Here is a 24,144-nt window from a genome sequence, read left to right as displayed (position 1 = left end):
TAGCCTTGCAGGGTTTTGTTGGTAAGCGTTGTAGTCGTCGAGTACCTCCCCATGAGTTTCAGCCCGCTGATCCGCCACCTGATCGATTCTCTACGCATTCTTCCCGGTGTAGGGCAGAAGACTGCTCAGCGTATGGCCCTGCAAATGCTCGAACGTGACCGCTCCGGCGCTTTGCGCCTGGCCCAGGCGCTGACTCAGGCTATGGAGGGAGTTGGGCATTGCAAGCAGTGCCGCAGCCTGAGTGAGGACGAGGTGTGCCAGCTGTGCCTGGACCTGCGGCGCGATGACAGCCTGTTGTGCGTGGTTGAAGGGCCAATGGATGTGTATGCGGTTGAGCACACCGGTTTTCGCGGGCGCTACTTTGTGCTCAAGGGGCATTTGTCGCCGCTCGACGGCCTGGGTCCAGAAGCGATTGGCATTCCCGAGCTGCTAGCGCGGATCGCTGCAGGCAGTTTCACCGAGGTGATTCTGGCTACCAATCCAACGGTGGAGGGCGAGGCCACCGCGCATTACATTGCTCAGTTGCTGGCGGGTAAAGGCCTGATTGCCTCACGCATTGCCCACGGGATGCCGTTGGGGGGCGAGCTGGAGTTGGTTGACGGTGGTACCCTCGCGCACTCGATTGCTGGGCGTCGTCCTATTCAGCTCTAGGCCCACAACTTGCGGGTGGCTTGATCGCCTTTGTGCATGGCGTAATCCTCTCCTTGTAAACCAAGCAAGCGCTTGGTAATTTCCCTGAAACCTCAGTGGAAATACCTCATGTCTGTCTTTCAGGAATATTTCGACGAATCCCATCAGTTGGTGCGTGATTCTGTCAGGCGTTTTGTCGAGCGCGAGATTCTGCCAAATATCAATGATTGGGAAGAAGCTGAGGAGTTTCCTCGTGAGCTCTATCTCAAGGCCGGTGCTGCGGGGATTCTCGGGATCGGCTACCCGGAGGCTTTTGGCGGTAGCCATGAAGGCGATGTGTTCGCCAAGGTCGCGGCCAGTGAGGAATTGATGCGCTCAGGCTCTGGTGGGCTGGTGGCAGGGCTTGGTTCGCTGGATATCGGTTTACCGCCTGTAGTGAAGTGGGCTAGGCCGGAGCTACGCGAGCGCATCGTGCCGCAGGTGCTGGCTGGTGAGAAAATCATGGCGCTGGCGGTGACCGAGCCGTCCGGTGGTTCGGATGTGGCTAACCTGAAAACCCGCGCGGTGCGAGATGGCGACTTCTACCGCGTCACCGGTAGCAAAACCTTTATCACCAGTGGTGTGCGTGCGGATTACTACACCGTTGCCGTGCGTACAGGTGGCGATGGTTTTGGCGGCGTCAGCCTGCTGCTGGTGGAGAAGGGCACACCAGGCTTCACCGTGGGGCGCAAGCTGAAGAAGATGGGCTGGTGGGCGTCGGATACGGCGGAGCTGTTCTTCGATGATTGCAGGGTGCCGGTAGGTAACCTGATCGGTGCCGAGAACATGGGTTTTGCCTGCATCATGGCCAATTTTCAGAGCGAGCGGCTGTCGCTGGCGGTCATGGCCAATATGACGGCGCAGTTGGCGCTAGAGGAAGCACTGAAATGGGCCAAGGAGCGCGAAGCGTTCGGTAAGCCTATCGGCAAGTTCCAGGTGCTCAAGCATCGCTTGGCGGAGATGGCGACCCAGCTGGAAGTGTCGCGTGACTTTACCTATCGGCAAGCGGCGAAGATGGCAGCGGGTAAAAGCGTGATCAAGGAAATATCCATGGCCAAGAACTTTGCCACTGATGTGGCTGATCGGCTGACCTACGATGCGGTGCAGATCATGGGGGGCATGGGTTACATGCGCGAAAGCCTGGTGGAGCGGCTGTACCGCGATAACCGCATTCTGTCGATTGGTGGTGGCTCGCGTGAAATCATGAACGAGATCATCAGCAAGCAGATGGGTTTATAGAGCAGCTGAGTTTTCCAAACAGTAGATAAAACAAACCCCGCGGCCGCGGGGTTTGTTTTAAAAGCAGGACAGGGGCTTAAGCCACCTGTACCTCTTCAGCTTGCATACCTTTCTGACCGCGAGCGGCCACGTAGGTAACAGTCTGGCCTTCTTTCAGGCTTTTGAAACCGTCGCTTTGGATGGCTTTAAAGTGAACGAAGAGATCATCGCCGCCGTTAGTCGGGGTAATGAAGCCGAAGCCTTTCTCATCGTTGAACCATTTGACGGTGCCAGTTTCGCGATTTGCCATGGTGTGTCTCTTAAATCGATACGAAGTGCGGTGCCAGAGTGCTCATAGCACCTATGCGGTTTTGCTGATAACTACAAGTCAGCTCAGCCATAATAGGCCGTTTTTACGAGAAGTGTTGGGTTTAACGTTAATTATTCATAATTTTCTCTACTTCTAACCCCTCGAAGCCCTATTTTCCTGGGCTGTAGCGCGGTTAAGCATCGACTAAATGTTGTTGCCGTTGATGGGTTTTGCTCGGTTTTACCCGCAAAGCCTGTAATCGGACCGATGAAAGACGCCTCGGTGCTCTTGAAAAGAGCCGGGGCGTTTGTGTTTCAGCCTGCTGCCAGAGGTCGATTTTTAGCGGAGAAGGGCGCACGGCTGCTGCTTGGCGGGCGGTAACGCGGATTACCGCCGCTTGGACGTGATCAGCCAAGGATGGCAGGCATAAAAAAGCCCCAGACGCCTGCGGCGCTGGGGCTTAGGCGGTAGCCGATTATTCCACGGCTGCCTGGGCTTTCTTGCTTGAGCCTTTCGGTGCGAAGCGTGCGGCCAAACGCATGGAGGCGGTAACTAGGCGCTGGTAGAGCGCCGGCCAGAGGCGCTGCATGCCATCCAAGGCGTAGGCGTCCGGGCCGATCAGGATGCGCCGCTTGTTCGCCAGTGCGCCGTTGATGATCACCTGTGCGGCTTTCTCCGGGGTGGTGCGCAGCAACTGGTCGTTGAACTGCTGGCGTGCCTTGTCGGCATCCTGGCCGGTGACGCTGCTGAGGCTGGCGTTCATCCGTGCGGTCTTGGCGATATTGGTCTTGATGCCGCCCGGGTGCACGCAGCTGGCCGATACGCCGCAATCGGCCATGTCCAGCTCCTGGCGTAGCGACTCGGTAAAGCCGCGCACAGCAAACTTGCTGGCGTTGTAGGCGCTCATACCCGGCTGAGCGAACAGGCCGAAGACGCTGGAGACGTTGACGATATGGCCCTGGCCGCTGGCCTTGATATGCGGCAGAAAGGCCTTGGTGCCGTTGACCACGCCCCAGAAGTTGATGCTCATGATCCACTCGTAGTCGGCGTAGTCATTGCCTTCGACAGTGCCGCCCTGGGCCACGCCGGCGTTGTTGAAGATCGCGTTGACCCGGCCGAACTCGGCCACCACCTGATCTGCCCAGGCATGCACCGCTTCACGGTCGGCGACGTTGACCAGGGTTTCGCTGACCTTCACCCCAAGTTTGCGCGCCTGGGCGACCGTCTCGGCCAGCCCTTCGGCATTCACATCGCAGAGCGCCAACTGGCAACCCTGACGAGCCAGGCCGAAGGCCAGGGCACGGCCAATGCCGGAACCGGCGCCGGTGATGGCGGCTACCTTGTTTTCAAACGACTTCATGCGCTGGCCTCCTGGGCAGTCAACTGAACGGCGCTGTTCTGCGCCGGGTGTGCCGCGTGTTTACGGCTGAAATGATAGGACGCTGGGTCAAAGGTGCGCGTCAGCAGGCGGAAGCGCCAGGTAAAGCCGGGCCATACCGTGCAGTTACGACCGCTTACCGGGTGCAGGTACCAACTGGTGCAGCCGCCGGCATTCCACACGGTGTTGCCCAGGCTGCCCTGCAGCTTGCCGTTGAACCGGTCCTGCACTGCCTGTTTGACCTCCAGGCTCTGCAGCTCTTGCTCGCCAACTAGCTTGAGCGCACCGAGCACGTAGTGGATCTGCGACTCGATCATATAAACCATCGAATTGTGGCCAAGGCCGGTATTCAGGGCCCATCAGGAAGAACAGGTTAGGGAAGCCGGCGGTCAGGGTGCCTTTGTAGGCCTGCGGGCCTTCTGGCCAGGTGTCAAGCAAGTCGACGCCGCCACGGCCAAACACTGTTCCACGCGGCAGCGGATCGCTTGGGGTGAAACCGGTGCCGAAGATGATCGCGTCGATCTCGCGCTCTTTACCGTCCATGGTGCGGATGCTGCCGCTGCGGATTTCCTCGATACCGTCAGTGATCAGGTCGACGTTGGGCTGGGTCAACGCCGGGAAGTAATCGTTGGAGATCAGTACGCGCTTACAGCCCATCAGGTAATCCGGGGTGACCTTGGCGCGCAGGACCTGGTCCTTGATCTGCTTATTGATGTGCCACTTGCTGACTTTCTGGGCGAGGGTCATCACCTTGGGCAGCATGGCAAAGCCGATTACCCGGCTTTCCAGCATGGCATAGATGGCGCCGCGCCAGAGTTTCTGCAGCAATGGGAAGCGCTTGAAGCGGCTGCGCTCGCGCTCGCTGATGGCGCGATCGGGCTTGGGCATGATCCACGGCGCGGTGCGCTGGTACAGATCGAGTTGGCTGGCCTGCTTCTGGATTTGCGGCACGAACTGGATTGAGGAGGCGCCGGTGCCGATGACTGCGATGCGTTTTCCGGTGAGGTCATAGCTGTGATCCCACTGCTGTGAGTGGAAGATCTTGCCGGTAAAATCGCCCAGGCCCTTGAGCGCCGGAATCGATGGGGTGGACAGCGCACCCATGCCGGATACCACGAACTGCGCGCTGTAATGGTTACCGGCGCTGTCACTGATCTGCCATCGCTCTTGCTGTTCATCCCAGGCCATGCGGGTTATTTCGGTGTTCAGCTGGGTGTGGTTCTGCAGGTGGTATTTGCTCCAGCAGCCTTCCAGATAGCCCTGAATTTCCGGCTGCTTGGCGAACATACGTGTCCAGTCGGGGTTCTGCTCGAACGAGAAGGAGTAGAGGTGTGATTGCACGTCACAACCGCACCCTGGGTAGTTGTTCACCCGCCAGGTGCCGCCGACGCCGGCTTCTTTCTCGAACAGCAGGAAGTCATGTTCGCCGGCCTGCTTCAGGCGGATGGCCATGCCCAGGCCAGAGAAGCCCGTACCGATAATAGCGACCTTGCAGTGGCGGGTGGCAGAAGGGGGTGAGGCGGGTGCATTCATGGCCAAGCTCCTGTTATGTTTATTGCTGGCGTATACAGCTGTATACCAAAGTAGACAAATGTATACTCGCCAGCAAGCGTCATGCTCACAAGCCAACTTTTAGGTAGAGTTCGTCATGCAAACAGCCGCCGACGAGCAGCCACCGGCTGCGCAAAGAGCCACCGAGGCCCCGGGCAAGACCCTGTTACTGGAGGCCGCGTTACGTCTCACCTCAACCAGCCGCAGCCTGAGTAATCTGGGCCTGCGTGAGCTGGCCCGTGAAGCCGGGCTAAACCCCAATACCTTCTATAGGCACTTCAAGGATGTGGATGACCTGGGCCTGACGGTGATCCGCCAGATCTCCACCCAGCTGCGCCAACCGCTGCGCGACCTACGCCGGGAAGCGGCGGAGCGGGCGGTGCAGTCGGCTCAGGCAAGCTCGCCGATGCTGTTTGGCATCGATCTGCAACGCGGCAGGCGGGTGTGCCATGAAACCGTGCAGCTGTTCTTTGATTTCGTCGCGCAAAACCCCGAAGCCTTTATCCTCGGCGTGCGCGAACTGCATGGCGCCTCTGCCGTATTGCGGGCGGCACTGCAGGAGGTGATGGATGAGTTTGGCGCGGACATGGCCGAGGACATCATTGCCTTCAAACTGCTGCCGGAAATGGTCAATCCGGCGGTGGTGCTGCAGGTGTCGAACCTGATCAGCCGCAACCTGTTCCAACTGTCGTTGGACTATATCGGCCAGCCCGACCGGCAAGCGGCGATCTGCGCGCTGGCCGAAGAGCAGGTCGTGATGTTGTTCACCGGGGCCAGCGTACTGCAGGGCCTGGGGCAGCTTAAGTTGCCGGTTGAGTAGGGCAGTATCGAGCCAATAAGAAAACCGGCAGATGCCCAATGCTGTTCACTTAAGTTGAGCAGCTTTCCGGCCCACTGTGCGGCGAATTTTGAAGTCTGCAACTGGGCGGTAGTCCAGGCAGATGGATTGGCACCTAGGCGGCCCCACCTATCCTAGGGCTCTGGGCACAAAAAAATGCCGCTTTCCTGGCAAGGGAGAAGCGGCACTTCTCTTATGTGAACAGCATTACGGCTAATGCCGGGTTTTCTTTTACTGGGCTGATAATCAGTTGTTAAAGCCCAAACGCTGGCGCCAGCGCTGTTCCAGCGCCTTGCTGTCATGGTCGAAGGGGTGGAAGCCGGGGCGGTAGTAGTCCAGGTACGGCAGGATCAGCTTGGTCAGAAAGCCGTTACGTGGGCCGAACAGGGTTTTCAGGCCTTTACCCCAGCTGCGCCAGTTGAACAGTTGGCCGTCCTTGCGTAGCAGGTGTACCTGGAACCAGCCGATCACGCTGAAGAAGATCACCGTGGAAATCGCCATCATGCCCACGCGGGTGAAGTAGCCGCCGTAAACCTGCTGGTACACGTCGTAGCAGACCGCCTTGTGCTCGTTTTCCTCGATCGCGTGCCACATCCACAGCTGATAAAGCTTGGGGTCGTTCATCTGGGTGGTCAGGTCTTCACGCTGCAGCAATTGCTCGGCCATGGTTGCGGTGAAGTGCTCCAGAGCGCAGGTGGCTGCCAGGCGCTGCTTCTTGGTGGTGATCTTGGTCACCCACTCCAGCAGCACCTTAATGCGCAGTTCCAGCAGTTCCAGGTCGATGTTGTGTTCGGCGGCGTAGTCGTTATAGGCCGCGTGCTCCTTGGAGTGCATGGCTTCCTGGCCGATAAAGGCGCTGATGTCCTTCTTCAATTGCGGCTCGGTGACCTGCTCGCGCACGGCACGCACGCTGTCGACGAAGAATTTCTCGCCATAGGGAAACAATGACGACAGGTTGTTCATGAAGTGGCTCATAAACGGGTCGCCGGCAAACCAGAACTTCTGGCTTTCGGCGAAGCTGAAGTCCATGCGGCGCACCGGAAAGCTGGCGGTTGGGGTGCTGGTTTTGGCTGTCATAAGGGCGACTCCTCGGCATATTGGTCGCGGTTCGCGACCGCTCTTGTTATGGGGCTTGGGACGACAGGCTGGGCTGTCTTAGGCCGTGATTTATCTTTAGCCGTGGACGCTTTAGGCGCGAGGTCATTCCTGGCCAGAGCGGCTGGAATTGGACCAACTTATGGATAGTTGTCGGACAGTTCGTCAGGCTCAGGCCCTTTCGGGCGGGAGCTAGCCACGAGAAGGTAGGTCATGGCGTAGGTCAGTACTGCATCGCGGTCGGGCGATGCAGTACTGATGCGCGGTCTTGCAGTCGTTGGCCTCAGCGCTGCTGGCGCAACTCGGCCACTTCGCTGCGCAGAGCGCGCAGTTCATCGAGCAGCAGTTGCTCGGTGGGCGAAGGTGGCGCCAGTTTGGCTTCCTGTTCATGGGTGGTCTGCATGGCATTGACCACCACGGCGATAAACAGGTTAAGCATCATAAAGGTGGCAATCAGGATAAACGGCAGGAAATACATCCACGCCAGCGGGAACTGCTCCATCACCGGGCGCACGATACCCATCGACCAGCTTTCCAGGGTCATCACCTGGAACAGGGTGTAGAGGCTGGCGCCGAGGCTACCGAACCACTCGGGAAAGGCTTCACCGAACAGCTGAGTGGCCATCACCGCCGCTACGTAAAACACCAGACCGAGCAGCATGGCGATGCTGCCCATGCCCGGCAGCGAGGACAGCAGGGCCTCGACCACCCGGCGCATATTCGGGTTAATTGAGATCAGCCGCAGCACACGCAACACGCGCAGCGCACGCAGTACGGCGAATGGCCCGCTAGACGGCACCAGAGCCACGCCCACCACCAGGCAATCGAATACCGCCCAGGGATCGCGCAGCAGGCCCAGACCACGGGCGATAAAGCGTAGCGCCAATTCCAGGATAAATACCGCGAGAATCAGTTGATCCAGCGCCAGCAATAACTCGCCCCAGTCAGCCATCAGGCCGGGGTAGGTCTGGATGCCGAGAATCGCCGCGTTGAGCACGATCAGGGCGGTCACCAGGCGGGTGACGGCTGTGCTTTCCATCAGCGCGCCGAGGCGCAAGCGCCAGTGGCTGGACGTCGGGTTCATGGGTATTTCATTCATGGTCTGTGGGGTACTTGCGTAAGCGGTGGGCGAGTGAGTTCGTACAGGTCAGCCAGGCCCGGACATGCAGCGCTGCCGTCAGGGCCTTGGGGCGGATTTATCGGTCGGTGAGGGCGAAACGGGTCAGGGCGAAGGTGGGGATGCCGCTGTCTTGCAGCTTTTGTGAGCCGCCCAGCTCGGGCAGGTCGATGATTGCGGCGGCTTCGATGATGCTCGCGCCCATGCGTCGTACCAGTTGTGCAGCGGCTAGCAGGGTGCCGCCGGTGGCGATCAGGTCATCGAAAATCAGCACCTTGTCGCCTTCACAGAGGCTGTCGGCGTGCACTTCCAGTTTGGCTTCGCCGTACTCGGTCTGGTAGCGCTCGCTGAGCACGTCGGCGGGCAGTTTGCCTTGTTTGCGAAAGAGGATCAGCGGCTTGTTCAGCTCATAGGCAATGATCGAGCCGATCAAAAAACCACGCGCATCCATGGCGCCGATATGGCTGAACTCGGCCTCGACATAGCGCTGGATAAAGCTGTCAGCCACCATGCGCAGGGCGCGGGGTGACTGAAATAGAGGGGTGATATCGCGAAAGATTACCCCCGGCTTGGGAAAATCCGGCACCGGGCGGATCAGGGTTTTGATAGTGAATTCGTCGAAGATCATCGGCAAGGTCCTGCGCTGTGCGGGGCGATCAGCCGTCGAGGTTGCCGCCGGCCAGGGCGCACAGCTCGATGGGGTCGAGAATATGCACTTCTTTACCTTCGGCTTCGAGCAGCTTGTTCTGTTGGAAGCGGGTAAATACCCGCGATACGGTCTCCACCGCAAGGCCCAAATAGTTACCAATTTCGTTGCGCGACATGGCCAGGCGGAACTGATTGGCCGAGAAGCCGCGCGCGCGGAAGCGTGCCGAGAGATTGACCAGGAAGGTGGCGATGCGTTCATCAGCGGTTTTCTTCGACAGCAGCAGCATCATTTGTTGATCGTCGCGGATCTCCCGGCTCATGACGCGCATCAGTTGGCGGCGCAATTGCGGCAGTTGCACCGACAGCTCGTCAAGGCGCTCGAAGGGGATTTCGCACACCGAGGTGGTTTCCAGCGCCACCGCCGATACGGGGTAGAGTTCGCTGTCCATGCCGGACAGGCCGACCAGCTCGCTGGGCAGGTGGAAGCCGGTGATCTGCTCATCGCCGCCGTCGCTTAGGCTGAAGGTTTTTAGCGCGCCGGAACGCACAGCGAACACCGAGTTGAAGACATCGCCCTGGCGGAACAGGAATTCGCCTTTCTTCAACGGGCGGCCGCGTTTGACGATTTCGTCGAGCGCGTCCATGTCTTCCAGGTTCAGGGACAGCGGCAGGCACAAGCTCGCCAGGCTGCAATCCTTGCAGTGGGCCTGATGTGGAGTATGCAACTTGATGTTTTCGGACATCGCTGGCGATCCTGAGGGTAAGCACGTAATAGCGTCAAGGTTACAGCAGGGCGCAGGGCAGGGCCACCAAGTCGCAAGTTTGATCGATTGTTCAAGTTTTATCTTGTGCGGCCGATAAGCCATGCGGCTTTCAATATCTGCAAGGAGCATTCGCATGCGTCTGGAATCGACCCACTTGAGCGCCCGCATAAACCTGGCGCTGGAGCACAAGAATGCTATGGCCGAAAACGCCGTGGAGAGCCGCGAGGGTGATCAGCAGGCGCTGCGTGACAGCCTGCGGGTGAGCCTGTCGCAGCTGGGAAAGGCGCGTTCCGCTGCCGCACAGAAGAATAAGGACATCGATGAGAGCAGCTTGCCGGATGCGCTCAAGGTTATTCTCAAGATGATTCGCGAGCTCAAGGCGCAGATCGCGGCGAAGAAAGCCGAGCTGGAGGAGGTGATGAGCGATCAGAGCCTAGACCCCGAGGCCAAACGCATAAAGATAGAAATGCTGCGCGGCGAGCTGGCCTCGCTGCAGGGCGCATTGAGCAGCGCCAGCGCAACGCTGATCAAGACCATGCGTGAGCAGAACCTGAGCGATCAGCAGATGCAGGAAGTGTCCAGCTTATTGATGAAATAACCCCGCCAGCAGGCCTGCTAGATCACCCGGGAAAAGCGCTGCTGATTCAGCTCGCTGAGGTAGCGATCAAATAGCATGCACAGCGAGCGCACCAGCAGGCGGCCCGCTGGCCGCACCTCGATACCTTGGGCAGTCAGCTCGATCAGCCCATCACTGGCCATCTGCTGCAGTTGCGGCCAGACCTCGGCAAAGTAACTGCGAAAATCGATGGCATAGGCCTGTTCGATATCGGCAAAGCGCAACTGGAAATGACAGATCAGCTGCTGGATCACCGCCCGACGCAAACGATCGTCGGCATCGCAATGCAGGCCGCGCACGGTGGCCAGTTCGTTATGAGCAAGGCTGTCTTGGTATTTACTCAGGTCGCTATTGTTCTGGCAGTAGAGGTCACCAATCTGGCTGATCGAGGACACCCCTAGACCGATCAAGTCGCAATGACCGTGGGTGGTATAGCCCTGGAAGTTGCGTTGCAGGCTGCCATCCTCCTGGGCGCTGGCCAGCTCGTCGTCGGGCAGGGCAAAGTGATCCATGCCGATATAGCGGTAACCCGCCGCGTTCAGCTGCTCGATGCTGGCCTGCAGCATGGCCAGCTTGTCGCCTGGGCTGGGCAGCTCGCTGGTATTGATCCGCCGCTGCGGCATAAAGCGCTCCGGCAGGTGGGCGTAGTTGAACAGCGACAAGCGATCAGGTTGCAGGGCAATCACTTCGGCCACGGTGCGGGCGAAACGCTCGGGGGTTTGCAGTGGCAGGCCGTAGATCAGGTCGATATTTACCGAGCGGAACTGCAGAGTGCGTGCGGCTTCGACGATGGCGCGGGTTTCTTCCAGGGTCTGCAGGCGATTGACCGCTCTTTGCACGGCCGGGTCGAGGTCCTGCACGCCCAGGCTGACGCGGTTGAAACCCAGCTCGCGGAGCAGGCCCATGGTCGACCAGTCGGCTTCGCGCGGGTCGATCTCGATGCTGTAGTCGCCTGTGTCGTCATCCAGCAGGTTGAAGTGCTGGCGCAGGTGGCCCATCAGATGGCGCAGTTCATCGTGGCTGAGAAAGGTCGGCGTGCCGCCGCCAAAGTGCAGCTGCTCGACCTTCTGCCGCTTGTCCAGATGGCGGCCGATAATCTCGATTTCGCGCTCAAGCTTTTCCAGATAGGGCGGGGTGCGGCCACGATCCTTGGTGATTACCTTGTTGCAGGCGCAGTAGTAGCAGATGTGCGCACAGAACGGGATGTGCACGTACAACGACAGTGGCCGCTGAGCTTGGCGACTGTCACGCAGGGCATGCAGCAGGTCGAACTGGCTAACCCGCTCATGGAACTGCACGGCGGTCGGGTAGGAGGTGTAGCGGGGGCCGGCCTGGTCATAGCGACGGATCAGGGTGCTGTCCCACTGGATGGCGTTGAGCATACGGGTATTCCCGGTTTGGCCTTCAATACCGGGGAGTCTAAGAGTGGCGCGCCTGGGGTGTTTTGACCTGTATCAACGCGGCCGGTTATCGCTCAGTGGCCCATCAGCCAGTGCTGGTGCGGGCCGGGCAGGGTCCACAGGCCAAACAGAATCACCAGAATACCGCCTGCCATGCGCACGCCTTGCTTGCGCAGCAGGGCGGTCAGGCGTTCGGCAGCCATGCCGGTGGCCAACAGCACCGGCAGGGTGCCGAGGCCGAAGGCAAACATCAGCGCCGCGCTGCTCAACGCATTGCCTTGGCTGGCGGCCCACAGCAGGGTGCTGTAAACCAGGCCGCAGGGCAGCCAGCCCCACAGGCTGCCGAGCACCAGGGCGCGCGGCAGGCTGGTGACCGGCATAAAGCGGCGGGTCAGCGGTTGGATATATCGCCACAGGCCACGGCCGAGGGCTTCAATACGGGTCAGGCCGCTCCACCAGCCGGCCAGGTACAGGCCCATGGCAATCAGCAACAGCGCGGCCACCACACGCAGACCGGTTACCAGTGGGCTATTGGCGACTGCCCAGCCGGCCAGGCCAAGCAGCAGGCCTGCCAGGCTGTAGCTGAAAATGCGCCCCAAGTTGTAGGCCAGCAGCAGTTGAAAGCGTTGTGCGCGCCGCTCGGGCGGGATGGCCAGGGTCAGCGCGCCCATCAGGCCACCGCACATCCCTAGGCAATGACCGCCGCCGAGCAGGCCGAGAATCAGTGCCGAAACCAGCAGCGGCAGCAGCTCAAGCACCGGGCTTGTCACCTGAGTCCTTGAACTGATCCTCTTGTTGCACTTGATTGACCGCAGCCTGGTGCTTGGGGTCTTCGTCGTCGAACAGGATGCTGTGCGCGGGGCCGTCGAGGTCGTCGTACTGACCGCTGTCCACCGCCCAGAAGAACAGCCAGATGGCAAAGCCCACTAGGGCGATGGCGACCGGGATCAGGATATAGAGGGCGGGCATGGAGTCTCCGGGTGAGTCTGGGTATTGAACGCTGTGCCGCGTAGGTTGGTGCTGAGCGTAGCGAAGCCCAACGTGTCGTGGCTCAGACCCTATCAGCGGTCTGGATATGTTGGGCTTCGTCGCTACGCTTCTCAACCCAACCTACGGGACGGACTCGAGTCAGGCGCAGGGCGTTAACCACCACCAGCAGCGAGCTGACCGACATACCCAGCGCGGCCCAGATCGGGGTGATCCAACCGATGGCAGCGAAGGGCAGCACCAGGCCATTGTACAGACTGGCCCAGGTGAGGTTCTCGATGATAATGCGGCGGGTTCGTTGCGCCATGTGTAGCGCCTGCACCAGGCTGCTCAGTCGGTTGGACAGCAGTACCGCATCGGCGCTGGTTTTCGCCAGATCGGTGGCGCTGCCCATGGCCACACTGATATCGGCGGCGGCGAGTACCGGCACATCATTAACCCCGTCGCCCAGCATCAGTACCCGGCGGCCCTGGCTGTGCAGTTGCTTGAGCACCGCCAGCTTGGCATCCGGAGTGAGGCCACCACGAGCATCAATGATGCCCAACTGACGCGCCACTTCGCCGACCATGGGCGAGCTGTCGCCGGACAGCAGCATAATTTGCCAGCCTTTGGTCTTGGCCATATCGATCAATTGCGGCGCATCGTCGCGTAGGCGGTCATTCAACACGAACCAGGCCAGCGGCCCTTGCTCATCGCCCAGCAGCAACCATTGGCCGTGTTCGCCGCTAATCGTAGGGGCGGGGTGAGTGCTGAGTGCGCAGACAAAATTGGCCTCGCCGATCCGCAGCACCCGGCCGCCGACACGCCCTTGCAAGCCCAGGCCCGGATGGCTGTCGACTGCTTCTGCGGCCTCCGGTGCCTGGCCGAAGGCGCGGGCGATTGGATGTTCGGAGCGGTTTTCCAGGGCAGCGGCCAGGGCCAGGCAGCTGTCGGCATCCAGCTCACGCAACGGATGGATGGCGCTGAGGGTCAGGCGGCCTTCGGTGAGGGTGCCGGTTTTGTCCAGCACCAGGGTGTCGATCTGGTTGAGGCCTTCCAGCACATGACCACGGGTCAGCAGCATGCCCAGCTTATGCAGTGAGCCGGTGGCGGCGGTCAGCGCCGTGGGCGTGGCCAGGGCCAGTGCGCAAGGACAAGTGGCGACCAGCAAAGAAAGAACGATCCAAAATGCACGTGAAGGATCGAGTTGCCACCAGACCAGGCCGACGATGGCCGCCACGATCAGCACGATGAGCAGGAACCACTGTGCGACCTGATCAGCCAGTACTGCCAGGCGCGGCTTGTCGCTCTGCGCCCGCTCCAGCAGGCGGACGATGGCCGACAGCCGGGTGGCGTCGCCAAGGGCCTGCACCTGCACGGCCAGCGGGCCTTCGACATTGAGAGTGCCGGCAGTGACGCTGTCGCCGACATTACGCGGCTGCGGCAGGTATTCGCCGGTGAGCAGTGATTCATCGACGCTCGACTGGCCCTGCACAATTCGCCCGTCAGCGGGCAGTAGGGCGCCAGGCGGCACCAGTACCTGATCGCCGACGTGCAGCTCGCTCAGCAGAATGCGTTGGCTCTGGCCGTCGACATCTAGGCGTAGGCATGAGGCCGGCAGCAGATTGACCAGTTGCGAAGTGGCGGCCGCCGTGCGCTCGCGGGCGCGGCGTTCCAGGTAGCGGCCGGCCAGGAGAAACAGCGCGAACATGCCCACGGCATCGAAATACAGTTCACCCTGGCCGGTTACAGTCGACCAGATGCCGGCCACATAGGCCCCGCCGATGGCCAGGGACACCGATACGTCCATGGTCAGGTGGCGGGTGCGCAGATCGCGCAGCGCGCCCCGGAAGAACTGACCGCAGCAGTAAAAGACAATCGGCGTGGTAAGAAACAGGCTGACCCAGCGCAGGATCTTGTCCAGCTCGGGGCTGAGGTCGATATTGAATTCCGGCCAGGTGGCCATGGTCGCCATCATCACCTGCATCCACAGCATGCCGGCTACGCCCAGCTCGCGCATGGCGCGGCGGTTCTCGCGTTGCAGCTGTTCGGCGGCGGCATCGGCTTGCCAGGGGTGGGCGGCGTAGCCGATCTTGCGCAGCGCCTTTAGCAGGCTGCTGAGCGGCAGCTGGCTGTCGGCCCAGCGTACCTGCAGGCGGTGGTTGGACAGGTTGAGGTGCGCCTCGCTGACGCCGGGCAGGCCGCGCAGGTGCTTTTCAATCAGCCAGCCGCAAGCCGCGCAGCTGATGCCTTCGATCAGCAGGCAGGTTTCACTGAGTTCGCCGTCATGCTCGACGAAGGGCTGCTGCACGTCGCTGCGGTCATACAGCGCCAGCTCATCGGGCAGGGCTTGGGGCAGGTTTTGTGGGTTGGCGGCGCTTTCGCTGCGGTGCTTGTAGTAGTGCTCCAAACCGCCGCTGACGATGGCTTCGGCCACTGCCTGACAGCCCGGGCAGCACATCTCGCGGGTTGCGCCCAGTACCTGAGCCTGGAAACGGCTGCCGGCGGGTACCGGCAGGCCACAGTGGTAGCAAGGAGTCGGGCTGGCCATCGGTGTGCTTATTGAGCATCCCCGAGGCTGATGGTCTGCCCGCCTTTCACGTTTTCTTCTTCGAAGAGGCGCCAGTCCTTGCCACCTTCCTGGCCGATCAGCTCGACAAAACGTCGGCCTGCTACTGCGTCGATCATCTGTCCGCTGTAACTGCCATCAGCCTGCGGTTGCAGAATCACCCGGCGGTCACGCTCCGGCTGGGTCGGCGAGATCAGGTTAAGCACCAACTGCTGCGGACGGCTGTTGCCGCTCAACTGCAGAGTGGCGGTGCCGTTGTCATCGTTGAGCACCAGGCTGGCGTGCAGCTTGAGGCGAATGGCGTGGTTTTCTCGCTCCAGGGACTGGTTAATGCCTTTGCCGACATCGTAATAGTCATCGGAGATCAGCCCCGGCGGGTTCTTCGTGGCGATGGTCAGCAGGGTCAGTCCCTGGACCACTGAATAGGCCAGCAGGCCAATCAGGAACCAGGGCCAGAATTGCTTGTACCAGGGCTTGATGATCTCGGGGTTCTTTTCAGCTATGGGTTCAGACATGGGCTTCTCTAATCAGCGCACGCTGGGGCCGATAAAGCGGCTGGCGGCGTCGGTTTTGATACTTGGGTCATCCACCGAGTGCAGTCGGAAGGTGATTTCATTGGTGCTCGAAGGCAGTTTTTCTGGATCGATGGACAGCTCGACCGGCAGCGACAACACTTCGCCGGCAATCGCCTTGATCTCGCGTTTGCCTTCGTAGACCAAGCCGTCGAGGCCATCGGCTTCGATCAGGTAAGTGACCTCGTGCTGGGCTTTGTTCATGATCTTCAGGGTGTAGACGTTCTCGATCCGGCCTTCTTCGTTCTCGCGGTAGAGCACGCGGTCTTTGAGCACGTCCAGTTCCACCAGCGAGCGGTCGGCGATGGCCCAGGCGAAGACGCAGAACATTGCCAGCAGGGCAATGGCGTAACCGATCAGGCGCGGACGAACCAGCTGGGTCTGCTGCCCGGAGAGGTTGTGCTCGGTGGTGTAGCTGATCAGCCCTTTGGGGTAGTTCATCTTCTCCATGATGCTGTCGCAGGCGTCGATACAGGCGGCGCAGCCGATGCACTCGATCTGCAGACCATCGCGGATATCGATGCCAGTAGGGCAGACGTGCACGCACATCTTGCAGTCGATGCAGTCGCCCAGGCCTTCAGCCTTGTAGTCGGCATCGCGCTTGCGCGGGCCGCGGCTCTCACCGCGGCGCGGGTCGTAGGAAACGATCAGGGTGTCCTGGTCGAACATCACGCTCTGGAAGCGCGCATAGGGGCACATGTAGATGCACACCTGTTCGCGCAGGTAGCCGGCGTTGCCGTAGGTGGCGAGGGTAAAGAAACCGACCCAGAATAGCGCCCAGCCGCCAGCTTGCAGGGTGAACAGCTCGGGGATCAGCTCGCGAATCGGCGTGAAATAGCCGACGAAAGTAATCGCGGTAACCAGCGATACACCGACCCAGATGCCGTGCTTGGCCAGCTTGCGCAGTAATTTCTGCGAGGTCATCGGCGCCTTATCGAGTTTCATGCGCTGGTTGCGATCACCTTCGGTGACCTTTTCCGCCCACATGAAGACCCAGGTGAATACGCTTTGCGGGCAGGTATAGCCGCACCACACGCGGCCGGCGAACACGGTGATAAAGAACAGGCCGAAGGCGGCAATGATCAACAGCGCCGAGAGCAGAACGAAATCCTGCGGCCAGTAGGTGGAGCCGAAAATATAGAACTTGCGCTCCGGCAGGTTCCACCAGACGGCCTGACGGCCATTCCAGGTCAACCATACGGTGCCGAAGTACAACAGGAAGAGGGCTGCGCCACCGAGCATACGCAGGTTGCGGAAGATGCCGGTGAAGGAGCGGGTGTAGATTTTCTCGCGGTTGGCGTACAGGTCAACAACTTCGACCTTGGCCGGGGCAGGGGTGACGTCTTTAACTGGAATCTGTGCACTCATCAGTGTGTACCACGGCGGTTGATTGGCTGCCCTGGTCGATACGTGCCGGCCGGGGTCATACGGGCTCTTGCGCTATGGTACGCCTGACGATTGCCTGGCAGGTGCGACCTGCGGTCGCGCCTGCCGGGCTGGAGAATTACTTCTCGGGTTTTGCTTGCGACAGGCTGTACACATAAGCCGCCAGCAGATGCACTTTATCGTTGCCCAGGAAGTCAGCCTGGGCTGGCATCTTGCCGTTACGGCCATAGCGCAGCGTTTGTTGTACCTGAGCGAAGCTGGAGCCGTAGAGCCAAACTTTGTCGGTCAGGTTGGGTGCGCCCATGGCCTGTTGGCCCTTACCTTCAGCGCCATGACAGACTGCACAATTGCTCGCGAAGATGTCTTGACCTGCGGCAAGGTCAACCGCGATACCTTCCGGGTTTTTCAAACCGGACAGGCTGCGGATGTAGCCTGCCACGTTGCGGATACCTTGCTCGCCCAGTGCATCCAGTTGTGCAGGCATCATCCCCTGGCGACCGGCCATAAGGGTGGTCTTGATGGTTTCCGGCTCGCCGCCATACAGCCAATCCTTGTCGGTCAGGTTCGGGAAGCCATAGGCGCCCTTGGCGTCGGAGCCGTGGCAAACCGAGCAGTTGGAAGCAAACAGGCGGCCGCCCATTTTCAGCGCTTGCTCGTCTTGGGCCACTTGCTCGATTGACATGGCAGCATATTTGGCGAAGATCGGCCCGTACTGAGCGTCAGCCTTGGCCATTTCCTTTTCCCACTGGTGCACGCCGGTCCAGCCTGCATTGCGCTCTACACCACCGGCAATTTGGATAGTGGTGGCGAAGGGCGTTTCGGCCTTGGTGTCGAGGTAGTCGTAGCCCGGCAGCAAACCTTTGAAGTTACCCAGGCCCGGGTAGAGCACCAGGTAGCCGAGGGCGAAGATGATGGTGGCGAGGAACAGCATGAACCACCACTTGGGCAGCGGGTTGTCGAACTCTTCGATACCGTCGAAGGAGTGGCCGACGGTTTCTTCGGTGGTTTCTTCGCGCTGGCCCTTGCGGGTGCCGAAGATCAGCCAAGTCAGGGCAAAGATGGTGCCCAGAGACAGAATGGTTACGTACCAACTCCAGAACGTGGTCATTGGTTATTGCTCCTGGAAGATTGCTCGTCACGATCAACGGGTTTGGGATCGTCGGCGAAGGGCAGGTTAGCGGCCTCGTCGAAGCTGGATTTACGCTTGCTGCTGTAGGCCCAGAGCACCACGCCGATAAAGGCGATGAACACCACTGCTGTGCCTATGCCACGAATAGTCCCGATGTCCATCGCGCGTTACCGTTTGTTCTTGATGGATGTGCCGAGAACCTGCAGGTACGCCACAAGCGCGTCCATTTCGGTCTTGCCTTTTACTGCGTCCTGGGCCCCTGCGATGTCTTCATCGGTGTAGGGGATGCCAAAGCCACGCATGACTTCCATCTTCTTGGCGGTGTCCTTGCCGTCGAGCTTGTGCTCGACCAGCCAGGGGTAGGCCGGCATCTTCGACTCAGGCACTACGTTGCGCGGGTTGTACAGGTGCGCACGTTGCCATTCATCCGAGTAACGACCGCCGACGCGAGCCAGGTCCGGACCGGTACGCTTGGAACCCCACAGAAACGGGTGGTCCCAGACGCTTTCACCAGCAACCGAGTAGTGGCCGTAGCGTTCGGTTTCAGCACGGAACGGACGAATCATCTGCGAGTGGCAGCCGACACAGCCGTTGGCGATGTACACATCGCGGCCTTCGAGCTCCAGCGCGGTGTAGGGCTTGAGACCCTCTACGGGCTCGTTGGTCACGTCCTGGAAAAACAGCGGAACGATTTGAGTCAGGCCGCCGATGCTGACGGCCAGAACCATCAGCAGCGCCATCAGGCCAATATTCTTCTCAATGATTTCGTGTTTCATCAATGCGCGCTCCCTGCAGTGAGTTGGGCGGCAGGAATCTGTGCAGCTGCTTCGTATTCAGACGCGTTGGCGGCTCGCACGGTGCGGAAGGTGTTGTAAGCCATCAGCAGCATGCCTGCGACGAAGAATGCGCCACCAATCATGCGCACCACGTAACCCGGGTGGCTGGCTTCCAGTGCTTCTACAAAGGAGTAGGTGAGGGTGCCGTCTTCGTTGACTGCACGCCACATCAGGCCCTGGGTGATGCCGTTAACCCACATCGAAGCGATGTACAGCACGGTACCGATGGTGGCGAGCCAGAAATGCACGTTGATCAGGCCAACGCTGTGCATTTGTGTGCGACCGAAAACCTTAGGAATCAGGTGATAGAGCGCACCGATGGAGATCATCGCTACCCAACCGAGGGCGCCTGCGTGTACGTGACCGATGGTCCAGTCGGTGTAGTGGGACAGGGCGTTGACGGTCTTGATTGCCATCATCGGGCCTTCGAAGGTCGACATGCCGTAGAACGCCAGCGATACCACCAAAAAGCGCAGGATTGGGTCGGTGCGCAGCTTATGCCAGGCCCCCGACAGGCTCATCATGCCGTTGATCATGCCGCCCCAGCTTGGCGCCAGGAGAATGATCGACATCGCCATACCCAGGGACTGTGCCCAATCCGGCAGTGCGGTGTAGTGCAGGTGGTGCGGGCCGGCCCAGATGTACAGGGTGATCAGCGCCCAGAAATGCACGATGGACAGGCGATACGAGTAGATCGGACGTTCGGCCTGCTTGGGTACAAAGTAGTACATCATCCCCAGGAAGCCCGTGGTCAGGAAGAAGCCCACGGCGTTGTGGCCATACCACCACTGAATCATCGCGTCAGTTGCACCGGCGTACATCGAGTACGACTTGAACAGGCTGACCGGAACCGCTGCGCTGTTGACGATGTGCAGCATGGCGGTAACCAGGATGAAGGCACCGTAGAACCAGTTACCCACATAAATGTGCTTGGTCTGGCGCTTCATGATGGTGCCGAAGAACACCACGGCATAAGCCACCCAGACGATGGTGATCAGCACATCGATCGGCCACTCGAGTTCGGCGTATTCTTTGGAGCCGGTGAAACCCATTGGCAGGGTGATCACCGCTGCGACGATTACCGCTTGCCAGCCCCAGAACACGAATGCCGCTAGGCCGTCGGAGATCAGGCGGGCCTGGCTGGTGCGTTGCACCACATAGAACGAGGTGGCCATCAGTGCGCAACCGCCGAAGGCGAAGATCACCGCGTTGGTGTGTAGCGGGCGCAGACGGCCGAAGCTCGTCCATTCCATACCCAGGTTGAGTTCAGGCCACACCAATTGTGCGGCGATGAAAACACCCAAGGCCATGCCAATGACTCCCCAAACCACCGTCATCACGGCGAATTGGCGAACCACCTTGTAGTTATAAGCAGTCGGACTGATTGCTGTGCTCATTATGGGTTCCACGGTTAATGGAGTTTCTAGGGGGCAAAAATCGGCGGCAAGTATGGAGAAAGCAGGTGTTCATTGCAACGACACAAGCCGGCGCGATAAGGCTTTCAGGGCTGTTGGCAGGCATGCATGACCACTTGTACGGGGCATTGCCGCGAGCATAAAACGCCTTAAACAGGCGTGGCGCAAAGAAAGGGATCGCCTTGGAGTTATGACAGGTGGCGACTGTCGACAAGATTAGCTCAAGTCAAACGTCGCGCGTGCACTTGGTCGCACGGGTGCGACCTTGGGTCGCATGGCTCGGACGGCTGTCCGGGCGCGGGGGCTTGGTTAAGTGGCTGGCGACTTGGGGTCGCCAGCCGGGTGCTGCGCTTTTAGCAGCTACTGCGCTGCGTTGCTTTGTTGTTGCTGGCTAAGGCTCAGTACATAAGCGGCCAGCAGATGCACCTTGTCGTTGCCCAGATACTGCTCTTGAGCCGGCATCTGGCCGTTACGGCCGTGGCGGATGGTCTGCTGCAACTGCACCAGGCTGCTGCCGTAGATCCAGCCAGCAGGGCTGGTTAGGTCCGGCGCACCGAGCATGGCCATGCCTTTGCCTTCTGCACCGTGGCAGGCCAGGCAGTTGGCGGCGTAGATGGCGGCGCCTTTTTCCAGATCAACGCTTTTGTCGGCTGGCAGCGGCAGGCCGGCCAGGCCCTTGCGCACATAAGCGGCAACCTGTTGCACGCCATCTTCGCCGATTACCGCCGTCCAGCCCGGCATCGCACCCATGCGGCCATTAAGGATGCTGGTTTTGATGTCGGCAGGCGCGCCGCCCCAGCGCCAATGGTTGTCGGCCAGATTAGGGAAGCCCACTGCACCTTTGGCGTCGGAGCCGTGGCAGACCGAGCAATAAGTGGCAAACATGCGGCCACCCATTTTCAGTGCTTGCTCGTCTTTGGCCACTTCTTCCAAGGGCATGGCCGCGTATTTGGCGAAGATCGGCCCATACAACTCGTCAGCGTTGTCGACTTCGCGCTGCCATTGCTTGACCTGGGTCCAGCCGTCGTCATAGCCCGGCAGCACGCCTTTCCAGTTGCCTAAGCCTGGGTACAGCACCAGGTAGACAATCGAGAAAATGATGGTGCCGACAAACAGCATGAACCACCACTTGGGCAGCGGGTTGTCATATTCCTCGATGCCGTCGAAGGAATGGCCCATGGTTTGCTCGGTTTCGCTTTTGTGAACTTCACTCTTGCGGGTGGCGAAAATCAGCCAGAACAGGGCGAGCAGGGTGCCGACGGTCAGCACTGTGATGTACCAGCTCCAGAACGTGCTCATGGGGTTTTGCTCCTTGGGGCAGCCAGCTTGGGTTCATCGGCAAAGGGCAGTAAGGCGGCCTCATCGAACGCCGTGCGGCGCTTGCCGCTGTAAGCCCACAGGGTGACGCAAACAAACGACAGCAGAACCAGTGCCGTGCCGATGCCACGCAGGGTGCCGATCTCAATAAATTCGAATGACATGGCTCTACCTCTTGTTCTTCACGGCAATGCCGAGCACTTGCAGGTAGGCGACCATGGCGTCCATCTCGCTCTTGCCTTTCACGGCATCGGCAGCCCCGGCGATGTCTTCCTCGCTGTACGGCACGCCGAGAAAGCGCAGGGCCTGCATCTTCTTAGCGGTGTCCAGGCCATCCAGGTTGCTTTCCACCAGCCAGGGGTAGGCCGGCATCTTCGACTCCGGCACCACGTTGCGCGGGTTGTACAGGTGAGCGCGGTGCCATTCATCCGAGTAGCGACCGCCAACGCGGGCCAGGTCTGGCCCGGTGCGCTTGGAACCCCAGAGGAACGGGTGGTCGTAGACGCTTTCGCCGGCCACCGAATAATGGCCGTAGCGCTCGGTTTCGGCGCGGAATGGGCGAATCATCTGTGAATGGCAGCCTACACAGCCTTCGCGGATATAGATGTCGCGGCCTTCCAGTTGTAGCGCGGTGTAGGGCTTGAGGCCGGCCACTGGTTCATTGGTAACGTCCTGAAAGAACAGCGGAACGATCTGCGTCAGGCCGCCGATACTGACGGCCAGGACCATCATCAACGCCATCAGGCCGATGTTCTTCTCGAGTATTTCGTGTCTCATCAGTGGGCTCCCTCAAGCGAAAACTGCGCGGCGGCGTCCATCTCTGCTGCCTTGGTATGGCGCACGGTCTGCCAGACGTTCCAGGCCATCACCAGCATGCCGGCGAAGAAGATCGCGCCGCCGATTACCCGCACCACAAAGCCGGGGTGGCTGGCTTCCAGTGCTTCTACAAAGGAGTAGGTGAGGGTGCCGTCTTCGTTGACTGCACGCCACATCAGGCCCTGGGCGATACCGTTGACCCACATCGAAGCGATGTAGAGCACGGTGCCGATGGTGGCGAACCAGAAGTGCACGTTGATCAGGGCGATGCTGTGCATCTCGTCGCGACCGAATACCTTGGGCAGCATGTGATACAGCGAGCCGATGGACACCATGGCCACCCAGCCCAGCGCGCCAGCGTGAACGTGGCCGATGGTCCAGTCGGTGTAGTGGGACAGAGCGTTGACGGTCTTGATCGCCATCATCGGCCCCTCAAAGGTCGACATGCCGTAGAACGCGAGGGAGACGACCAAAAAGCGCAGAATCGGGTCGGTGCGCAGCTTATGCCAGGCCCCCGATAGGGTCATCATGCCGTTGATCATGCCGCCCCAGCTGGGTGCCAGCAGAATCAGCGACATCACCATACCCAGGCTCTGCGCCCAGTCAGGCAGCGCGGTGTAGTGCAGGTGGTGCGGACCGGCCCAGATGTACACGGCAATCAGCGCCCAGAAGTGCACGATGGACAACCGGTAGGAGTACACCGGGCGCCCGGCCTGCTTGGGCACGAAGTAATACATCATCCCCAGGAAACCGGCGGTGAGGAAGAAACCTACGGCGTTGTGCCCGTACCACCACTGGATCATTGCATCCGTTGCCCCGGCATAGGCCGAGTAGGATTTGGTCAGGGTGACCGGCACTTCCAGGTTATTGACCAGGTGCAGGATCGCCACGGTAAGGATAAAACCACCAAAGAACCAGTTGCCGACATAGATGTGGCTGACGTTACGCTTGGTGATCGTGCCGAAGAACACCACGGCGTAGCTGACCCAGACAATGGTGATCAGAATGTCGATCGGCCATTCCAGCTCGGCATATTCCTTGGAGCTGGTCCAACCCATGGGCAAACTGATGGCCGCCAGAACGATCACCAGTTGCCAGCCCCAGAAGGTAAAGGCGGCCAGCTTGGGTGCGAACAGGGTGGCCTGCGAGGTGCGTTGCACCGCGTAATAACTGGTGGCGAACAGCGCGCAACCACCGAAGGCGAAGATCACCGCATTGGTGTGCAGCGGGCGCAAGCGGCCAAAGCTGGTCCACGGCAGGTTGAAGTTGAGCTCGGGCCAGGCTAGTTGCGCGGCGATAAACACGCCAAGCCCCATCCCGACAATGCCCCACACCACCGTCATAATGGCGAATTGGCGAACCACCTTGTAGTTGTAGGCGGAACTGGTTGCTGTGTTCCTGGTTATGTTCATTTCAGGGGCTTCCATCCACGGTTATAGACCGATCATCGAAAATCCACGGCTGCGCACCTGTACTATCAGCGCCGCAGTCCAATGGATTCTTAAAGAACCTACTTACGATTTGCTGCGCGTCG

At 60.1% G+C, this 24,144-nt stretch carries 24 protein-coding genes and 1 pseudogene; 4 read left to right on the top strand and 21 right to left on the bottom strand.

Annotated features, from left to right (window positions below):
- The first annotated feature begins 51 nt into the window (after window positions 1-51).
- Together recR and AC0T4W_RS12145 are read left to right on the top strand one after the other, a co-directional pair.
- Window positions 52-651, top strand: coding sequence for a recombination mediator RecR (gene recR, locus AC0T4W_RS12150; RefSeq protein ID WP_476319197.1), 600 nt, complete (start codon window positions 52-54; stop codon window positions 649-651).
- A gap of 108 nt (window positions 652-759) precedes the next feature.
- Window positions 760-1,908 (top strand): acyl-CoA dehydrogenase family protein, encoded by a 1,149-nt coding sequence (locus tag AC0T4W_RS12145; RefSeq protein ID WP_476319196.1) that lies wholly within the window; start codon window positions 760-762, stop codon window positions 1,906-1,908.
- 76 nt (window positions 1,909-1,984) lie between these two features.
- Here AC0T4W_RS12145 and AC0T4W_RS12140 read toward each other — a convergent pair whose 3' ends face one another.
- The 3 genes and pseudogenes from AC0T4W_RS12140 to AC0T4W_RS12130 form a co-directional block, all read right to left on the bottom strand.
- Window positions 1,985-2,197 carry a cold-shock protein gene (locus tag AC0T4W_RS12140; RefSeq protein ID WP_069516724.1) on the bottom strand — a complete coding sequence of 71 codons (213 nt, stop codon included), beginning with the start codon at window positions 2,195-2,197 and terminating at the stop codon, window positions 1,985-1,987.
- A gap of 475 nt (window positions 2,198-2,672) precedes the next feature.
- Window positions 2,673-3,557, bottom strand: a complete 885-nt coding sequence (locus AC0T4W_RS12135; protein WP_476319195.1) for an SDR family NAD(P)-dependent oxidoreductase — start codon at window positions 3,555-3,557, stop codon at window positions 2,673-2,675.
- A pseudogene (locus AC0T4W_RS12130) lies at window positions 3,554-5,108 on the bottom strand (flavin-containing monooxygenase). Before AC0T4W_RS12130 ends, AC0T4W_RS12135 begins: the two are co-directional and overlap by 4 nt.
- 115 nt (window positions 5,109-5,223) lie before the next feature.
- On the opposite strand from AC0T4W_RS12130, the gene AC0T4W_RS12125 reads away from it, so the two are divergent.
- Window positions 5,224-5,946: a TetR family transcriptional regulator gene (locus tag AC0T4W_RS12125; RefSeq protein WP_476319194.1), complete on the top strand. Its 723-nt coding sequence runs from the start codon at window positions 5,224-5,226 to the stop codon at window positions 5,944-5,946.
- Between the two features lie 264 nt (window positions 5,947-6,210).
- Here the strand turns inward: AC0T4W_RS12125 and AC0T4W_RS12120 are convergent, their stop codons facing one another.
- From AC0T4W_RS12120 to fnr, 4 genes are all read right to left on the bottom strand, one after another.
- Window positions 6,211-7,041 carry a metal-dependent hydrolase gene (locus AC0T4W_RS12120; protein ID WP_476319193.1) on the bottom strand — a complete coding sequence of 277 codons (831 nt, stop codon included), beginning with the start codon at window positions 7,039-7,041 and terminating at the stop codon, window positions 6,211-6,213.
- Window positions 7,042-7,342: 301 nt separating this feature from the next.
- Window positions 7,343-8,158 (bottom strand): ion transporter, encoded by an 816-nt coding sequence (locus AC0T4W_RS12115; RefSeq protein ID WP_476319192.1) that lies wholly within the window; start codon window positions 8,156-8,158, stop codon window positions 7,343-7,345.
- Between the two features lie 97 nt (window positions 8,159-8,255).
- Complete coding sequence (locus AC0T4W_RS12110; protein WP_476319191.1) at window positions 8,256-8,804, bottom strand: adenine phosphoribosyltransferase; 549 nt, start codon at window positions 8,802-8,804, stop codon at window positions 8,256-8,258.
- 28 nt (window positions 8,805-8,832) lie between these two features.
- On the bottom strand, window positions 8,833-9,567 hold the full coding sequence (fnr, locus tag AC0T4W_RS12105) for a fumarate/nitrate reduction transcriptional regulator Fnr (RefSeq protein WP_476319190.1): 735 nt from the start codon (window positions 9,565-9,567) through the stop codon (window positions 8,833-8,835).
- Window positions 9,568-9,721: 154 nt separating this feature from the next.
- Here fnr and AC0T4W_RS12100 point away from each other — a divergent pair, with 154 nt between their 5' ends.
- Window positions 9,722-10,186, top strand: a complete 465-nt coding sequence (locus tag AC0T4W_RS12100; RefSeq protein WP_476319188.1) for a hypothetical protein — start codon at window positions 9,722-9,724, stop codon at window positions 10,184-10,186.
- A gap of 17 nt (window positions 10,187-10,203) precedes the next feature.
- Here AC0T4W_RS12100 and hemN read toward each other — a convergent pair whose 3' ends face one another.
- The 14 genes from hemN to ccoN (AC0T4W_RS12030) form a co-directional block, all read right to left on the bottom strand.
- Entirely contained in the window at window positions 10,204-11,586 is a 1,383-nt protein-coding gene (gene hemN, locus AC0T4W_RS12095; protein ID WP_476319186.1) for an oxygen-independent coproporphyrinogen III oxidase, read from the bottom strand.
- A 92-nt stretch (window positions 11,587-11,678) separates the two neighbouring features.
- Entirely contained in the window at window positions 11,679-12,362 is a 684-nt protein-coding gene (locus AC0T4W_RS12090; RefSeq protein WP_476323615.1) for a sulfite exporter TauE/SafE family protein, read from the bottom strand.
- Window positions 12,355-12,573: a cbb3-type cytochrome oxidase assembly protein CcoS gene (ccoS, locus tag AC0T4W_RS12085; RefSeq protein ID WP_476319185.1), complete on the bottom strand. Its 219-nt coding sequence runs from the start codon at window positions 12,571-12,573 to the stop codon at window positions 12,355-12,357. Before ccoS ends, AC0T4W_RS12090 begins: the two co-directional genes overlap by 8 nt.
- Before the next feature lie 82 nt (window positions 12,574-12,655).
- The gene (locus tag AC0T4W_RS12080; protein ID WP_476319184.1) at window positions 12,656-15,121 is read right to left on the bottom strand and encodes a heavy metal translocating P-type ATPase; all 2,466 of its coding nucleotides are present in this window, start codon (window positions 15,119-15,121) and stop codon (window positions 12,656-12,658) included.
- 8 nt (window positions 15,122-15,129) lie between these two features.
- The gene (locus AC0T4W_RS12075) at window positions 15,130-15,654 is read right to left on the bottom strand and encodes a FixH family protein (RefSeq protein WP_476319183.1); all 525 of its coding nucleotides are present in this window, start codon (window positions 15,652-15,654) and stop codon (window positions 15,130-15,132) included.
- Window positions 15,655-15,666: 12 nt separating this feature from the next.
- On the bottom strand, window positions 15,667-17,079 hold the full coding sequence (gene ccoG / locus AC0T4W_RS12070; protein WP_476319182.1) for a cytochrome c oxidase accessory protein CcoG: 1,413 nt from the start codon (window positions 17,077-17,079) through the stop codon (window positions 15,667-15,669).
- Window positions 17,080-17,215: 136 nt separating this feature from the next.
- Window positions 17,216-18,205, bottom strand: a complete 990-nt coding sequence (gene ccoP / locus AC0T4W_RS12065) for a cytochrome-c oxidase, cbb3-type subunit III (RefSeq protein WP_476319181.1) — start codon at window positions 18,203-18,205, stop codon at window positions 17,216-17,218.
- Window positions 18,202-18,387, bottom strand: a complete 186-nt coding sequence (locus tag AC0T4W_RS12060) for a cbb3-type cytochrome oxidase subunit 3 (protein ID WP_476319180.1) — start codon at window positions 18,385-18,387, stop codon at window positions 18,202-18,204. The genes ccoP (AC0T4W_RS12065) and AC0T4W_RS12060 overlap by 4 nt, the downstream gene beginning before the upstream one ends.
- Window positions 18,388-18,393: 6 nt before the next feature.
- Window positions 18,394-19,002, bottom strand: a complete 609-nt coding sequence (ccoO, locus tag AC0T4W_RS12055; RefSeq protein ID WP_476319179.1) for a cytochrome-c oxidase, cbb3-type subunit II — start codon at window positions 19,000-19,002, stop codon at window positions 18,394-18,396.
- On the bottom strand, window positions 19,002-20,459 hold the full coding sequence (gene ccoN, locus AC0T4W_RS12050) for a cytochrome-c oxidase, cbb3-type subunit I (RefSeq protein WP_476319177.1): 1,458 nt from the start codon (window positions 20,457-20,459) through the stop codon (window positions 19,002-19,004). Before ccoN (AC0T4W_RS12050) ends, ccoO (AC0T4W_RS12055) begins: the two co-directional genes overlap by 1 nt.
- A gap of 378 nt (window positions 20,460-20,837) precedes the next feature.
- The gene (gene ccoP, locus AC0T4W_RS12045) at window positions 20,838-21,776 is read right to left on the bottom strand and encodes a cytochrome-c oxidase, cbb3-type subunit III (RefSeq protein WP_476319176.1); all 939 of its coding nucleotides are present in this window, start codon (window positions 21,774-21,776) and stop codon (window positions 20,838-20,840) included.
- A complete protein-coding gene (locus AC0T4W_RS12040) occupies window positions 21,773-21,958 on the bottom strand; it encodes a cbb3-type cytochrome oxidase subunit 3 (protein ID WP_476319175.1) in 186 nt (61 codons plus the stop codon). The genes ccoP (AC0T4W_RS12045) and AC0T4W_RS12040 overlap by 4 nt, the downstream gene beginning before the upstream one ends.
- Window positions 21,959-21,962: 4 nt before the next feature.
- Window positions 21,963-22,571 (bottom strand): cytochrome-c oxidase, cbb3-type subunit II, encoded by a 609-nt coding sequence (gene ccoO, locus AC0T4W_RS12035; RefSeq protein ID WP_476319174.1) that lies wholly within the window; start codon window positions 22,569-22,571, stop codon window positions 21,963-21,965.
- The gene (gene ccoN / locus AC0T4W_RS12030) at window positions 22,571-24,022 is read right to left on the bottom strand and encodes a cytochrome-c oxidase, cbb3-type subunit I (protein ID WP_476319173.1); all 1,452 of its coding nucleotides are present in this window, start codon (window positions 24,020-24,022) and stop codon (window positions 22,571-22,573) included. Before ccoN (AC0T4W_RS12030) ends, ccoO (AC0T4W_RS12035) begins: the two co-directional genes overlap by 1 nt.
- Window positions 24,023-24,144 lie beyond the last annotated feature (122 nt).

The organism is Pseudomonas sp. C7.1, from assembly GCF_056312395.1.
The sequence above is the reverse complement of the archived record's forward strand: the minus strand, read 5'-3'. Positions and strand labels throughout refer to the sequence as shown.

Coding starts and splice junctions, on each gene's coding strand:
- fnr (WP_476319190.1), bottom strand. CDS start 9,567: ATGTCCGAAAACATCAAGTTGCATACTCCACATCAGGCCCACTGCAAG.
- AC0T4W_RS12145 (WP_476319196.1), top strand. CDS start 760: ATGTCTGTCTTTCAGGAATATTTCGACGAATCCCATCAGTTGGTGCGT.
- ccoP (WP_476319181.1), bottom strand. CDS start 18,205: ATGACCACGTTCTGGAGTTGGTACGTAACCATTCTGTCTCTGGGCACC.
- AC0T4W_RS12110 (WP_476319191.1), bottom strand. CDS start 8,804: ATGATCTTCGACGAATTCACTATCAAAACCCTGATCCGCCCGGTGCCG.
- AC0T4W_RS12100 (WP_476319188.1), top strand. CDS start 9,722: ATGCGTCTGGAATCGACCCACTTGAGCGCCCGCATAAACCTGGCGCTG.
- ccoN (WP_476319173.1), bottom strand. CDS start 24,022: ATGAACATAACCAGGAACACAGCAACCAGTTCCGCCTACAACTACAAG.
- AC0T4W_RS12115 (WP_476319192.1), bottom strand. CDS start 8,158: ATGAATGAAATACCCATGAACCCGACGTCCAGCCACTGGCGCTTGCGC.
- recR (WP_476319197.1), top strand. CDS start 52: ATGAGTTTCAGCCCGCTGATCCGCCACCTGATCGATTCTCTACGCATT.
- ccoP (WP_476319176.1), bottom strand. CDS start 21,776: ATGAGCACGTTCTGGAGCTGGTACATCACAGTGCTGACCGTCGGCACC.
- ccoN (WP_476319177.1), bottom strand. CDS start 20,459: ATGAGCACAGCAATCAGTCCGACTGCTTATAACTACAAGGTGGTTCGC.
- AC0T4W_RS12135 (WP_476319195.1), bottom strand. CDS start 3,557: ATGAAGTCGTTTGAAAACAAGGTAGCCGCCATCACCGGCGCCGGTTCC.
- ccoO (WP_476319179.1), bottom strand. CDS start 19,002: ATGAAACACGAAATCATTGAGAAGAATATTGGCCTGATGGCGCTGCTG.
- ccoS (WP_476319185.1), bottom strand. CDS start 12,573: ATGCCCGCCCTCTATATCCTGATCCCGGTCGCCATCGCCCTAGTGGGC.
- ccoG (WP_476319182.1), bottom strand. CDS start 17,079: ATGAGTGCACAGATTCCAGTTAAAGACGTCACCCCTGCCCCGGCCAAG.
- AC0T4W_RS12125 (WP_476319194.1), top strand. CDS start 5,224: ATGCAAACAGCCGCCGACGAGCAGCCACCGGCTGCGCAAAGAGCCACC.
- AC0T4W_RS12060 (WP_476319180.1), bottom strand. CDS start 18,387: ATGGACATCGGGACTATTCGTGGCATAGGCACAGCAGTGGTGTTCATC.
- hemN (WP_476319186.1), bottom strand. CDS start 11,586: ATGCTCAACGCCATCCAGTGGGACAGCACCCTGATCCGTCGCTATGAC.
- AC0T4W_RS12140 (WP_069516724.1), bottom strand. CDS start 2,197: ATGGCAAATCGCGAAACTGGCACCGTCAAATGGTTCAACGATGAGAAA.
- ccoO (WP_476319174.1), bottom strand. CDS start 22,571: ATGAGACACGAAATACTCGAGAAGAACATCGGCCTGATGGCGTTGATG.
- AC0T4W_RS12075 (WP_476319183.1), bottom strand. CDS start 15,654: ATGTCTGAACCCATAGCTGAAAAGAACCCCGAGATCATCAAGCCCTGG.
- AC0T4W_RS12040 (WP_476319175.1), bottom strand. CDS start 21,958: ATGTCATTCGAATTTATTGAGATCGGCACCCTGCGTGGCATCGGCACG.
- AC0T4W_RS12080 (WP_476319184.1), bottom strand. CDS start 15,121: ATGGCCAGCCCGACTCCTTGCTACCACTGTGGCCTGCCGGTACCCGCC.
- AC0T4W_RS12120 (WP_476319193.1), bottom strand. CDS start 7,041: ATGACAGCCAAAACCAGCACCCCAACCGCCAGCTTTCCGGTGCGCCGC.